Genomic DNA, 12,967 nt, shown 5'->3' on the forward strand with positions numbered 1-12,967 from the left:
ACTCAGAGACGGTCGAGGGCGCCGGCGAGATCGGCCCACAGGTCATCGACGTCCTCGATGCCGACGCTGAGCCGGATCAGGCCCTCGGGGACGTTCTGGTCCTCCGTCTTCCAGCGCCGGCGACGCTCGAACGTCGACTCGACCCCGCCCAACGACGTCGCGTGCACCCACAGGTCCGTCGCATGGGTGACGGCCTCGGCGGCCTCGGCCGTCCGCAGCACGATCGCGAGCATGCCGCCGAAGCCCGGGTAGCGGACCTCCTCGACGGCCGGGTGCTCGGCGAGACGGGCGGCGAGGTCGGCCGCGTTGGCCGCGGCCCGCTCGACCCGCAGCGAGAGCGTGCGAAGACCGCGCAGGGCCAGCCAGGCCTCCATCGTGCCGGGGATCGCGCCGATCAGGTCGCGGCGGCCCTTGAGCACGTCCCACAGCGCTCGGCCCTCGTCGGTGTCCGGTACGACGATCGCGCCCATCACGGCGTCCGAGTGCCCGGCGAGGTACTTGGTCGCGGAGTGCACCACGATGTCCGCGCCGAGCGCGAGGGGCTGCTGGAGCAGGGGAGTGGCGAAGGTGTTGTCGACCACCACCTGGACACCGGCGTCGTGCGCGGCGGCGATGAGCGCGGGCAGGTCGGCGAGCGCCATCCCCGGGTTGGTGGGCGACTCGATCCACAGCAGGGCGACGTCGTCGTCGAGCGCCGCGACGACGCCCGCGGTGTCGGTGATGTCGACGAGCCGCGCGGTCAGCCGGCCGCGCGCCTCGAGGTCGGCCAGCTGCCCGATCGTGCCCTGGTAGGACTGACCCGCCACGACGACCGAGTCGTTGACCAGGTCGAGGATGGTCGCGACCGCGGACAGGCCGCTGGCGAAGGTGAGCGCCTTGCCGCCCTCGAGGGCGCCCAGTGCCTCCTCGAAGGCCGACCAGGTGTCGTTGGCGTAGCGCCCGTACTCCTTGTCCCCGCCGGCGACGTAGGTCGACGCCATCGTGATCGGGACGTTGAGCGCCTGGTCGATCTCGCGGGGAGGGCGCCCGGCGTGGACGGCGACGGTCGCGGGCTTGATCTGGTCGGCCATGGCAACACACTAGGGGAGCGGGTGAGTGACGGCGCGGGCTAGGGTTTGGCACCATGATCGCCCTGACCCTCCCCGAGATCGCGGCCATCACCGGCGGGACCCTCGAGGGGGCGGATCGTCCGGTCGTGGTCGACGGCCCGGTCGTCATCGACGGTCGCGAGGCCGGCCCCGGGAGCCTCTTCGTCGCGTTCGCCGGCGAGCGCACCGACGGTCATCTCCACGTCCCGCAGGCGGCCGCCGGGGGCGCCGTCGCCGTCCTCGGGACCCGGGCCACCGAGCTGCCGACGATCGTCGTCGCCGACGTCCAGGCGGCGCTCCAGGCGCTGGCCGCCGCGGTCGTCGCGCGGGTCCGTGACGCAGGCGGCCTGACCGTCGTCGGCATCACCGGATCGCAGGGCAAGACCTCGGCCAAGGACCTGCTCGCCGCCGTGCTGGCGAGCGCCGCGCCGACGGTGGCCACGCGTGGCTCGTACAACAACGAGATCGGGATGCCGCTCACCGCGCTGCGGGTCGACGCGTCGACCCGCTACCTGGTCCTGGAGATGGGCGCCCGCGGCAAGGGGCACATCGCCGAGCTGGCCGCGATCGTCACCCCCGACATCGGGATGGTGCTCAACGTCGGGCACGCGCACATCGGGGAGTTCGGATCGCGCGAGGCGATCGCCGAGGCGAAGGGCGAGCTGGTCGAGGCCGCCACCTCGGTCGCGGTCCTCAATGCCGACGACCACCGGGTCGCCGCGATGGCGGCGCGTACCCATGCCCGGGTGCTCACCTTCGGGCGCGAGCAGGAGGCGGACGTACGGGTCGAGGACCTGACGCTCGACCGGCTCGGCCGGCCCTCCTTCACGCTGGTGGCGTCGGGAGCCACGGTGCCGGTGACGCTCAAGCTGGTCGGTGCCCACCAGGCCCTCAACGCCGCTGCCGCGGCCACCGCGGCGATGGCCGCCGGGCTCACCCCCGCGCAGATCGGCGCGGCGCTCGCCGAGGTCGAGACACTCTCCAAGTGGCGGATGGAGCTGCACGAGCTGAGCTCGGGCGTGATCGTGCTCAACGACGCCTACAACGCCAACCCCGACTCGATGCGCGCCGGGCTCGATGCGCTCGCGGCGATCGGCGAGGACCCCGACGTCCGCCGCACGATCGCCGTGCTGGGCGAGATGAAGGAGCTCGGCTCCGAGGCGGAGGAGGCCCACCTCGCGATCGGCGGCTACGCCGTCGAGCTGGGCATCGACCGGATCGTGGTGGTGGGGGAGGCGGCGAGCGGGATCGCGACCGGTGCGGGCGCACGCGCCACCGCGCTGCCCAACAACGCCGCCGCCGTCGCGTACCTGCGCGCGCAGGTCACCGACGGTGACGCGGTTCTCTTCAAGGCGTCCAACGGCGCGCGCCTGTACGACGTTGCCGAGGCCCTTCTCTAGCGCGCTGCGTGCCCGGGGTCGCTCACTCGCTGCCGGCGCCTGAGCTTCTGCCTCGCTCGCGGTGGCCCGCACTCGCTCCTCTAATCTTCTCGGCATGTCGTCTGAGCAGCAGCGCAAGGTCCGGGTCGCCCTCCTCTTCGGCGGCCGCTCCGGCGAGCACTCGATCTCGGCAGCCACCGCCGCCGGCGTGATGAAGGCGATCGACCGCGACAAGTACGACGTCGTACCGGTCGGCATCTCCCGTGAGGGCCAGTGGGTGCTGGCCGGCGACGACCCGAGCGCCCTCGAGCTCAAGGCCGACCGGCTGCCGGAGGTCACCGCGGACTCCGGCCGCGCCGTCACCGGCCTCAGCGAGGTCGGCGACGTCGACGTTGTCTTCCCGCTGCTCCACGGCCCGTTCGGCGAGGACGGCACCATCCAGGGACTGCTGGAGATGGCCGACGTACGCTACGTCGGCTGCGGCGTGCTCGCCTCGGCCGTCGGCATGGACAAGCACTACATGAAGCTCGTCTTCGCCGGCCACGGCCTGCCCGTCGGCCCTTACGTGGTGATCCCGCCCGGTGCCTGGGAGCGCAGCCAGAGCGAGATCACCAAGCGGGTCAGCGACGAGCTGCGCTTCCCGGTCTACGTGAAGCCTGCCCGCGCCGGCTCCTCCCTCGGCGTCACCCGCGTCGACGAGATCTCCGAGCTCGCCGCCGCTGTCGAGGAGGCCGCCTTCCACGACCCGAAGGTGCTCGTCGAGCAGGGCCTCGAGGGGCGCGAGATCGAGTGCGCCGTGCTGGGCGGTCGCGGCGGTGCTGCCCCGCGCGCCTCGGTCCCCGGCGAGATCGTGGTCGATCACGCGGAGGCCGAGTTCTACGATTTCGAGGCCAAGTACCTCTCCGCATCCCAGGCCCGCACCGAGTGCCCGGCCGACCTCCCCTCCGACGTCGCGGAGAAGGTGCGCGACATCGCCGTACGGGCCTTCGAGGCGGTCGGTGGCGAGGGCATCTCCCGCGTCGACGTCTTCGTCACCGATGCCGGCGATGTCACGATCAACGAGATCAACACGATGCCCGGATTCACCCCGATCTCGATGTACCCGAAGATGTGGGAGGCCTCCGGGATCTCCTACCCGCAGCTGATCGACGAGCTCATCCAGCTCGCCCTCGAGCGTCCCCTCGGCCTCCGCTGACTCGGCCGTCCCGCACCGCCGACTCGGCCGTCCCGCACCGCTGACTCGGCCCTTAAACAGGTTGAGTCGGCCGTCGGACTCCACTGAGATGGCTCGCATGCCTGTGGTGGTTCGGCGAGTGACCCGTGACGAGTGGCGCGAGGTCAAGGCACTGCGTCTCGACGCGCTGAAGGACGACGCGGCCCCGATCGCCTTCCTCGAGACGTACGACGGCGCGGCCGCTGAGGCCGACGACTTCTGGCAGGGCCGCGCGGCCCGGTCGAGCCAGGGCCCGACGGTGGCGCAGTTCGTTGCGAGCGATCCCTCGACGGGTCGCTGGATCGGCACTGCCACCGGCCTGCGGGAGGAGCCGGGCGCCGACTACTTCGAGGGTCAGCCGATCGAGCAGCTCCAGGCCCACGTCGTCGGCGTCTGGGTGCACCCCGACCACCGGGGAGCGGGTGCCTTCGAGTCCCTGCTCGCCGCGATCCAGGCGTGGGCCTCAGCGAACGGCGTCGAGCGGCTTCGGCTCTATGTGCACGCTGACAACCACCGCGCCCGGGCGACGTATCGCCGTTGCGGATTCACCGAGAGCGGCCGCTCGTTCACCGGGAAGATCGGTCAGGAGATCGAGATGGCCCGCGTGCATGGCTGACTCGGCCGTCGGACACGGCTGACTCGGCCCCCGCGCATGCCTTGACTCGGCCGTCGGGCACGGCGGTGCTGGAGGGCCGAGTCGGCGGTGCCGGAGGGCCGGGTCAGCGGGGCCGGAGGGCCGGGTCGGCGGTGCTGGAGGGCCGGGTCGGCGGTGCTGGAGGGCCGGATCGGCGGTGCCGGAGGGCCGGGTCAGCGGGCGAGGGCCCGCTCGACCAGGGCCTTGGTGACCGCGCCGAGCGACGTGCCGGCCTGGGTGCAGGCGAACGGGAAGACCGAGGTCTCGGTCGAGCCCGGGGTGACAGCGGTCTCGAGCAGCACGAAGGACCCGTCGGGGGAGACGATGAAGTCCGAGCGCGACAGGTCGCGCAGGCCCAGCACCCGGTGGGCCGTACGAGCGGTCTCGCGCAGCTCCTCCAGCAGCTCCTCGGGCAGGCTCGGCACCGACAGCCCGACGAACTCGGCGGTGTAGCGCGCGGCGAAGTCGAACTCGTGGCCCTTGGTGAAGTCGATCGCGATCGGGTCCAGCGAGATCAGGCCCTCGTCGCTCTCCAGCACGACCACCGAGACGTCGACGCCCTTGTAGAAGCGCTCGATGAGCGCGTCGTCGTGGTAGGCGTACGTGCCGACCAGGGCCGACGGCAGCTCGCCGAGGCCGTCGACGCCGCTGACGCCGAGCGCGGACCCGCCCTGCGAGGGCTTCACCACGACCCGCTCGCCGAGCCGGTCGAGGACATGCTCCATCAGCGCGGTGGGGCCGATGTCGCGGAAGGTCTGCGCCGACAGGCCGACCGAGTCCGGCACGGGGATCCCCGCACGGCGCAGGAGCTCGCGTGAGGTGCCCTTGTCGAACGCCACCCGGCAGGCCCGCGACGTGCTGCCCACGAACGGCATGTCGATCAGCTCGAGCAGGGTCTGGATCTCGCCGTCCTCGCCGAACTGCCCGTGCAGCGCCGGCAGCGCGACGGCCACCTTGTCGCGCTCCAGGTGGTTGAGCAGGTTGCGATCGAAGTCGTACGCGGCCACGTCGACGCCTTCGGCGCGCAGCTCACGCACCAGGTTGCGGCCCGAGGCCAGCGAGACGTCGCGCTCGTGCGAGAGACCACCGGCGATGACGGCGACCAGACCACTCATGTACAGCTCCAGATCAGGAAAAGGGGATCAGATGTTGACGACAGGGCAGGTCAGCGTGCGCGTGATGCCCTCGAGCGTCTGGATCTTGGCGACGACCATCTTGCCGAGCTCGTCGACGGTCTTGGCCTCGGCGCGGACGATCACGTCGTACGGCCCGGTCACGTCGTCGGCCTGCGTCACGCCCTGGACGGCTGCGATCGCGGTGGCCACCTGAGCGGCCTTGCCGACGTCGGTCTGGATCAAGATGTATGCCTGGACGACCATCGTTGCTCACCTTCCGTCGAGCCGGCCCCGCGCCGGTCCGCCGTTCAACCTATACCGAGCCACCGACAGCGCACACGGTTGGATAGGAGCATGAACATGGAACAGACGGCTGGGCAGACCCTCGGGGACCTCGGCGAGTTCGGCCTGATCGGGCAGCTGGTGGCCCACTTCCCCCAGGGTGAGCACGTCCTGGTGGGCCCCGGTGACGACGCCGCACTGCTGCGGATCAGGCAGGGCCACGTCGTGGTGTCGAGCGATCTGATGGTCGAGGGGCGCCACTTCCGGCGCGATTGGGCCAGCGGGTACGACGTGGGTCGCCGCGCCGCCGCGCAGAACCTCTCCGACATCAACGCCATGGGCGGCACCGCTCACTCGCTGACCATCGGCCTGGCCGCTCCCGCGGATCTCCCTGCGTCGTGGGCCCTCGACTTCGCCCAGGGATTCGCCGAGGAGTGCGCCCTCGTCGGCGCGAGCGTGGTCGGCGGTGACATCACGCGCGCCGATCAGGTGGTGATCGCGGTGACCGTGATCGGCGCGGTCGCCCAGGCGCCCGTCCTGCGCAGTGGCGCGCGTCCCGGAGACGTGGTCGCCCTCGCGGGCCGGCAGGGCTGGGCCGCCGGCGGCCTGGCGGTGCTGGGCCGTGGCTTCCGCTCCCCGCGGGTCCTCGTCGACGCGTACCGCCACCCCGAGCCGCCCTACTGGGCCGGCCCCGCCGCCGCGGCGTCCGGTGCCACCGCGATGATCGACGTCTCCGACGGCCTGCTGTCGGAGTGCGCGCATCTGGGCACCGCCTCCGGCGTCGCGATCGACGTCCACACAGCGGACCTGGAGGTCCCCGAGCCGCTGCACGCGGTCGCGGCCGCCACCGGGGCGGACCCGATCAGCTTCGTCCTGGGCGGGGGAGACGACCACGCGCTGCTGGTCACCTTCCCGGCGGGCGCGCCGCTGCCCGAGGGGTTCCGTGTGATCGGCGCCGTCGCTGACGGGGAGGGCGTCACGGTCGACGGCGCTGCGTACGAGGGCACCACCGGCTGGACCCACTTCTAGTCGCGGCGTACCCGCACGACGTTGGTGCCGACCAGCTTGTCGTGCAGCGCCTTCCGGTCGCCGTCCCACGCCGCCCACAGCGGGTTGAGCAGCCCCCAGATCGACATCAGGGCGAGCATCGGGAGCAGCACCGCCCACGAGCCGGAGGCGAGCCCGATCACCTCCAGGACGATCGGCATCCCCAGGTACGCCGCCCCGCGCGCGATGGCCCGGCCCCACGAGAGCGGACCCGGACGCTCCCGCAGCCGCGTGCGGAGGCCGGTGATGAGCTGCCCGGGCGTGCCCCCGCGGTAGTGCAGGAACGCGGCCTGCCCGAGCACGAGGATCACGGCCGGGACGAGGTAGATCCACAGCCGGTCGCGGTAGACGTCCAGCAGGTGATGGAAGAACCACGACAGCGCGTGCGGGTCGTCGGCGTCGAGGCGGCGCTGGAACTCGGTGCCGAGCCGGTCCATCTGTCGCTGCATCGACATCTGGGCGGGGATGCTGATGACGATGCTGAGCATCGCGCCGAAGACGCTGTCGAGCGCGGTGGCGCCGACCCGGTGCCACCAGCCGGCGAGGGGCTCGCCGTCGGGCGTGGTCGGCTGGAAGCGCGCGGGCACGGTCCCGTACGCCTGCCCGTACGCCGCAGGCACGACCTGCTGGTGCACATGGCCGGTCCAGGCGGCGCCGTCCCAGTACCGCAGCATCCCGGGGGCGCCGGACGGATCGGGGAACCAGCCGGCGGGTATCTCGCTCACGCGGCTGAGACTATCGAGCAGAAACGACGATGGGCGCGGACCCACCGGAGTGGATCCGCGCCCATCGGACGCTGATGTACGTCAGCAGGTCAGCGGCTGACCTTGCCGGCCTTGAGGCAGCCGGTGCAGACGTTGAGGCGCTTCGGGGTGCCGTTGACCGTGGCGCGAACACGCTGGATGTTCGGGTCGAAGCGGCGCTTCGTGATCTTGCGGGACCACGGGCGGTTGTTGCCGAAGCCCGGCTTCTTGGCGCAGATGTCGCAAACGGCAGCCACCGTGAACTCCTGAAAAATCGAATGTCTAGGTCTGAGTTGTCACCTGGCGGACCGACACGGAAGTGCGTCGACCCGGCGCTGGCAACCGAACGAGAGTAGCCGATCGGCGGCCCACGATCGAAATCGCGGCAATCCCCACTACTCTGTGGGCCTTGCGATCTTACGGTGAAAGACGGGGCGGAGGGACGGTGGCGATGCTGGACCTGGCGGTCATCCGTCGCTTCGCCGGCCTGGTGGCGGACGCCCTGGGAGAGCATCGCGAGGAGATCGACGGGCTCAACGTCTACCCGGTCCCCGATGCCGACACCGGTACGAACCTCTACCTGACCGCGGCCGCGGCCCGCGACGCGCTCGCTGCGACCGCCACCGACGACCCGCGCGAGGCGCTCGTGGCGTACGCGCGCGGTGCGCTCCTCGGCGCTCGCGGCAACTCCGGCGTGATCCTCTCGGAGATGCTGGGGGCGGCGCTGCGCCGCCTCGCCACCGCGGAGGCCGGCGAGCGCTATGCGCTGGTCTTCGCCGACGCGCTCAGGGTCGGCAGCGAGGCCGCCTACCGCGCGGTCGCCGTCCCGGTCGAGGGCACGATGCTGACGGTGTGCCGACTGGCCGCGGAGGCCGCCTGGGCCGAGGCGCAGCGGCCGGAGACCAAGACCCGGGACGTGATCGCGGTCGCCGCCCGCTGCGCGCGCATCGCCTTGGAGCAGACGCCGCACCAGCTGCCCCGCCTGGCCGAGGCCGGCGTCGTCGACGCCGGCGGGCGCGGGATCAGCGTCCTGCTCGACTCCGTCGACCATGCCCTGACCGGCCGCCGCCCCGCGCCGCTCCCGGCCGTCGTGCGGGCACGCCCCGCGATGCCGCCCACGCCGCAGGCAGACCTGACCGAGGACGGACCGGCGTACGAGGTGATGTATCTCCTCGACGCCGACGACGTCGCGGTGACCGCCCTGCGCGCCACGCTCGGCACCCTCGGTGACTCGCTGGTCGTGGTCGGCGGCGACGGGCTGTGGAACGTGCATGTCCACGTCGACGACGTGGGCGCCGCGATCGAGGCCGGCATCGTCGCCGGCCGCCCCCACCGGGTGAAGGTCACCCACTTCGCCGAGCAGATCAACCGGTACGGCGCGGATCTGACCAGCGCCCCGGGGCAGGGCCAGAGCCAGGAGCAGGGCCGCGCCATCGCGCCGCGCCCGCCGGCCCCGGTCCCGACCCGTACGGGCCGCGCCGTCGTCGCGGTCGCCGGCGGACCGGGCCTGGCCGAGCTCTTCGCCGAGGCCGGCGCCGTCGCGGTGGCCTCGCGTCCCACCACCGCGGACCTGATCACCGCGCTCACCGACACGGGTGCCGCCGAGGTGATCGTGCTGCCCAACGACGAGCGCACCCAGCGCCATGCCGAGGCCGCGGCGCGCACCGTCGAGCTCGATCTCGGCATCAGGGTCGCCGTCATCCCGACCGTCGCGCAGGTGCAGGGCGTCGCGGCGCTCGCCGTCCACGACCCGAGCGCGACGTTCGATCGTGATGTGCTCGAGATGACGGCGACCGCCCGCCACACCCGGCACGGCGCGATCACCGTCGCCGAGCAGCAGGCCCTCACCACCGCGGGCCCCTGCGCCCCGGGGGACACCCTCGGCGTCATCGATGGCGAGTTCGTCCGCGTCGGCGGCGACCTGGAGGAGGTCGCGCTCGACGTGCTGGGCCGCCTCATCGGTGCGGGCGGCGAGCTGGTCACCCTCGTCTCCGGCGCCGGCGACCCCGAGGGGGCGCTGGCGGCCGCGGTCGAGGCCTGGGTCGCCGAGCACCACCACCTCGTCGACGTCGTCACCTACGACGGAGGTCAGGCCCGCTACCCGCTGCTGGTGGCGGTCGAGTGATCACTCTCGACTCGCCCGTCCAGGCGGTCCTCGGCGACAACAAGAAGGCCGAGAAGATCGTCACCGGGCTCAAGCTCCGCACGGTCGGCGACCTGCTCCACCACTTCCCGCGCCGGTATCTCAACACCGCCAAGCTCACCTCGGTCGCGGATCTCCAGGAAGGGCTAATGCTCACCGTCCTGGGCGAGATCGTCGACAGCAAGGTGGCGACCTACTCCGATCGGAAGACCGGGAGGACGGCGTACCGGGTCGAGGCTCTTCTCCAGACCGACGGGCCGCGGCTCTCGATGACGTTCTTCCTCAAGAAGCCCTGGTACGCCGACCACTACCAGCGCATGCTCGCTCCCGGCACCCGCGGCGTCTTCATCGGCAAAGCCGGCACGTTCAACAACCGCTGGCAGCTGACGCACCCGCAGATGGTCCTCTTCGGCAACGCCGACGACGGCGCTCAGGTCCCGGACGACGCCGCGATGACGATCGAGGCGCTCACTGACGTCTTCCCGATCTACCCGCTCACGGCCGGCGTGCTGTCGTGGGACCTCCAGCGCGCGATCCGGTTCGCCCGGGAGGTCGTCACGGGCATCGAGGACCCGCTTCCCGACCATCTCAAGCAGGCCTATCAGATCCTCGACCTGCGCGAGGCCTTCGACCAGATCCACCAGCCCGCCTCCTTCGAGGAGGTCGAGGCGGCCCAGCGCCGCTTCCGGTTCGCGGAGGCGGTCACGCTCCAGCTCGTGCTCGGGCGGCGCCGGCGCGCGCTCCAGGCGCAGGGCGCGCAGGCTCGTACGGGCGGCGCGGGCGATCTGCTGGAGCGCTTCGACGCGACCCTGCCCTTCACCCTGACCGCGGGCCAACGCCAGGTGGGGGAGGAGATCGAGCGCGACCTCGCCCAGCCCCGTCCGATGAACCGCCTGCTCCAGGGCGAGGTCGGGTCCGGCAAGACGCTGGTCGCGCTGCGCGCGATGCTCAAGGTCGTCGACTCCGGTGGCCAGGCCGCCCTGCTCGCCCCCACCGAGGTGCTCGCCCAGCAGCACTACCGGTCGATCAACGCCATGCTCGCCGCAGTCAATGGGGGGAGTCTCGTCGCGGGTGGCCTGCTCGGCGGCGGCACCACCGTCGAGCTGCTCACCGGCTCGATGACCAAGGCCCAGCGCACCGAGCCGCTGAGCCGGATCGCGATCGGCGAGGCCGGCATCGTCATCGGCACCCACGCCCTGCTCCAGGACAAGGTCATCTTCGACGACCTCGGCCTCGTGGTGGTCGACGAGCAGCACCGGTTCGGCGTCGAGCAGCGCGCCGCGCTGACCGACAAGGCCGGCGCCCCGCCGCACGTCCTGGTCATGACCGCGACCCCGATCCCGCGCACCGTCGCGATGACCGTCTTCGGTGACCTCGAGGTCTCCACCCTCACCGAGCTGCCCGCGGGCCGAGCCCCGATCCAGACCAACCTCGTCCCGCTGTCCGAGCGGCCGCAGTGGATCGACCGCGTGTGGGAGCGGGTCCGCGAGGAGGTCGGCAAAGGCCATCAGGCGTACGTCGTCGCGCCCCGCATCAGCGGCGACGACGCCGAGCAGGGGGAGACCGACGCCGTCGACCTGGACGAGGACGGCAACCCGATCAAGGAGCCGTCCCGGCCGCTCGCCGCGGTCACCGAGCTCGCCGCGGAGCTGAGCGCCGGACCGCTGCACGGCCTGCGGGTGGCCCTCCTGCACGGCAGGCTGCCGCCCGAGGAGAAGGAGCGCACCATGCGCGCCTTCGCCGCCGGCGAGATCGACGTGCTCGTGTCCACGACGGTCATCGAGGTCGGTGTCGACGTCGCCAACGCGACCGCGATGGTGATCGTCGACGCCGAGCGCTTCGGCGTCTCCCAGCTCCACCAGCTGCGCGGCCGGGTCGGTCGTGGCGGCCTCCCGGGCCTGTGCCTCCTGGTCTCGCACGCCTCGTACGACACGCCCGCACGGGCGCGACTGGATGCGGTGGCGAGCACCACCGACGGCTTCGTGCTCTCCCAGGTCGACCTGGAGCTGCGCCGCGAGGGCGACGTCCTCGGCGCCAACCAGTCGGGCGGCCGCTCCAGCCTACGCAACCTCCGCGTCCTGCGTGACGAGGAGACGATCGTGGAGGCCCGTGCCGCAGCCGCGGAGCTCTTGGACAAAGATGTGGACCTGCGTCACGCTCCGCGACTCGCGGCGGTGGTGCACGAGATCGAGAACAGCATCCAAGCCGAGTACATGGAGAAGTCGTGACGCGGATCATCGGGGGTGCCGCGGGCGGACGTCGCCTCACCACGCCACGTGGCGCCCGGACCAGGCCCACGAGCGACCGGGTGCGCGAGGCGCTGTTCTCGGCGATCGAGTCGTGGTGCGGCTCCCTGCAGGGCCTGCGGTTCCTCGACCTCTACGCCGGCAGCGGCGCCGTGGGACTCGAGGCCTGGTCGCGCGGTGCCGGCATCGTGACGATGGTCGAGCAGGACAAGAAGACCGCTGCGCTCATCGCCACCAACGCCGCCACCATCGGCTTCCCGCGCGCCAACGTCATCGCGACCGCGGTCTCCACCGCGCTCGCCAAACCACCGATGGCTCCGTACGACATCGTCTTCCTCGACCCGCCCTATCCGCTCACCGAGGAGGCGCTCGCCGCCGACCTCGCTGCACTGGCGCACAACGACTGGCTGGTGCCGGGCGCGCTGGTGGTCGTCGAGCGTGGCTCGCGCAGTCCGGAGCCGACCTGGCCGGACGTGATCGAGGACATCCGGAGCAAGAAGTACGGCGAGACCACGCTTTGGTACGGTCACGCAGCAACCCCGAGCTCCTGACTCGACCCCCTGGAGGACCGAGATGCGCCGTGCCGTCTGCCCGGGCTCGTTCGACCCGGTGACCAACGGTCACATCGACATCTTCCGCCGCGCCTCGCGGCTCTTCGACGAGGTCGTGGTCGCCACCGGCACCAACATCTCCAAGAGCCGGCTCTTCTCGCCCGACGAGCGGATCGCGATGCTGGAGGAGGCGACCGCTGACCTCCCGAACGTCCGGGTCGAGGGGTTCACCGGGCTGATCGTGGACTTCTGCCGTGAGATCGGCGCGGTCGCGATCGTGAAGGGCATCCGCGGCGCGACGGACTATGAGTACGAGCTGCCGATGGCGCAGATGAACGTGCACCTCACCGGCGTCGAGACGGTCTTCCTGCCGGGCGCGACGACGAACGTCTTCGTCTCCTCCAGCCTCATCAAGGAGGTCTCCGCGTTCGGCGGCGACGTGTCCACCTTCGTGCCCCCGTACGTCGTGGCGGCGCTCGCGGAGAAGCACGCCTCTCACTAGTCCCCGCCTAGCCGCTGCGCGGCT

Annotated in this window: 13 protein-coding genes; 8 read left to right on the top strand and 5 right to left on the bottom strand. The window is 71.8% G+C overall.

From position 1 onward, the window contains the following. Nucleotides 1-2: 2 nt before the first annotated feature. Nucleotides 3-1,070, bottom strand: coding sequence for a trans-sulfuration enzyme family protein (locus KSO98_RS16400; RefSeq protein WP_225286780.1), 1,068 nt, complete (start codon nucleotides 1,068-1,070; stop codon nucleotides 3-5). A gap of 53 nt (nucleotides 1,071-1,123) precedes the next feature. Between KSO98_RS16400 and KSO98_RS16405 the strand changes: the two genes are divergently transcribed. From KSO98_RS16405 to KSO98_RS16415, 3 genes are all read left to right on the top strand, one after another. Continuing rightward, on the top strand, nucleotides 1,124-2,488 hold the full coding sequence (locus tag KSO98_RS16405; protein WP_225286781.1) for a UDP-N-acetylmuramoyl-tripeptide--D-alanyl-D-alanine ligase: 1,365 nt from the start codon (nucleotides 1,124-1,126) through the stop codon (nucleotides 2,486-2,488). A 94-nt stretch (nucleotides 2,489-2,582) separates the two neighbouring features. Then, nucleotides 2,583-3,662 (top strand): D-alanine--D-alanine ligase family protein, encoded by a 1,080-nt coding sequence (locus KSO98_RS16410; protein WP_225286782.1) that lies wholly within the window; start codon nucleotides 2,583-2,585, stop codon nucleotides 3,660-3,662. Between the two features lie 118 nt (nucleotides 3,663-3,780). Continuing rightward, nucleotides 3,781-4,296 carry a GNAT family N-acetyltransferase gene (locus KSO98_RS16415; protein WP_225286783.1) on the top strand — a complete coding sequence of 172 codons (516 nt, stop codon included), beginning with the start codon at nucleotides 3,781-3,783 and terminating at the stop codon, nucleotides 4,294-4,296. Nucleotides 4,297-4,487: 191 nt separating this feature from the next. Here the strand turns inward: KSO98_RS16415 and KSO98_RS16420 are convergent, their stop codons facing one another. After that, on the bottom strand, nucleotides 4,488-5,429 hold the full coding sequence (locus KSO98_RS16420; RefSeq protein ID WP_225286784.1) for a D-alanine--D-alanine ligase family protein: 942 nt from the start codon (nucleotides 5,427-5,429) through the stop codon (nucleotides 4,488-4,490). A 27-nt stretch (nucleotides 5,430-5,456) separates the two neighbouring features. After that, nucleotides 5,457-5,693 carry an Lrp/AsnC ligand binding domain-containing protein gene (locus tag KSO98_RS16425; RefSeq protein WP_225286786.1) on the bottom strand — a complete coding sequence of 79 codons (237 nt, stop codon included), beginning with the start codon at nucleotides 5,691-5,693 and terminating at the stop codon, nucleotides 5,457-5,459. A 96-nt stretch (nucleotides 5,694-5,789) separates the two neighbouring features. Here KSO98_RS16425 and KSO98_RS16430 point away from each other — a divergent pair, with 96 nt between their 5' ends. Continuing rightward, nucleotides 5,790-6,740 (top strand): thiamine-phosphate kinase, encoded by a 951-nt coding sequence (locus tag KSO98_RS16430; RefSeq protein ID WP_225286787.1) that lies wholly within the window; start codon nucleotides 5,790-5,792, stop codon nucleotides 6,738-6,740. Here the strand turns inward: KSO98_RS16430 and KSO98_RS16435 are convergent. Beyond that, nucleotides 6,737-7,483 carry an RDD family protein gene (locus KSO98_RS16435; RefSeq protein ID WP_225286788.1) on the bottom strand — a complete coding sequence of 249 codons (747 nt, stop codon included), beginning with the start codon at nucleotides 7,481-7,483 and terminating at the stop codon, nucleotides 6,737-6,739. The genes KSO98_RS16430 and KSO98_RS16435 overlap by 4 nt on opposite strands. An 89-nt stretch (nucleotides 7,484-7,572) precedes the next feature. After that, nucleotides 7,573-7,758 carry a 50S ribosomal protein L28 gene (gene rpmB / locus KSO98_RS16440; RefSeq protein WP_028645381.1) on the bottom strand — a complete coding sequence of 62 codons (186 nt, stop codon included), beginning with the start codon at nucleotides 7,756-7,758 and terminating at the stop codon, nucleotides 7,573-7,575. Between the two features lie 194 nt (nucleotides 7,759-7,952). On the opposite strand from rpmB, the gene KSO98_RS16445 reads away from it, so the two are divergent. The 4 genes from KSO98_RS16445 to coaD are packed head-to-tail and all read left to right on the top strand — an operon-like array spanning nucleotide 7,953 to nucleotide 12,943. Continuing rightward, a complete protein-coding gene (locus KSO98_RS16445) occupies nucleotides 7,953-9,626 on the top strand; it encodes a DAK2 domain-containing protein (protein WP_225286848.1) in 1,674 nt (557 codons plus the stop codon). After that, a complete protein-coding gene (locus tag KSO98_RS16450) occupies nucleotides 9,623-11,872 on the top strand; it encodes an ATP-dependent DNA helicase RecG (protein ID WP_225286789.1) in 2,250 nt (749 codons plus the stop codon). The genes KSO98_RS16445 and KSO98_RS16450 overlap by 4 nt, the downstream gene beginning before the upstream one ends. Further along, nucleotides 11,869-12,441, top strand: coding sequence for a 16S rRNA (guanine(966)-N(2))-methyltransferase RsmD (gene rsmD, locus KSO98_RS16455; protein WP_225286790.1), 573 nt, complete (start codon nucleotides 11,869-11,871; stop codon nucleotides 12,439-12,441). Before KSO98_RS16450 ends, rsmD begins: the two co-directional genes overlap by 4 nt. A gap of 22 nt (nucleotides 12,442-12,463) precedes the next feature. Next, nucleotides 12,464-12,943 carry a pantetheine-phosphate adenylyltransferase gene (coaD, locus tag KSO98_RS16460; protein ID WP_225286791.1) on the top strand — a complete coding sequence of 160 codons (480 nt, stop codon included), beginning with the start codon at nucleotides 12,464-12,466 and terminating at the stop codon, nucleotides 12,941-12,943. Nucleotides 12,944-12,967: the final 24 nt, after the last annotated feature.

Origin of the sequence: Nocardioides nematodiphilus (assembly GCF_020216525.1) — a bacterium.
GTDB classification, from domain to species: Bacteria; Actinomycetota; Actinomycetes; order Propionibacteriales; family Nocardioidaceae; genus Nocardioides; species Nocardioides nematodiphilus.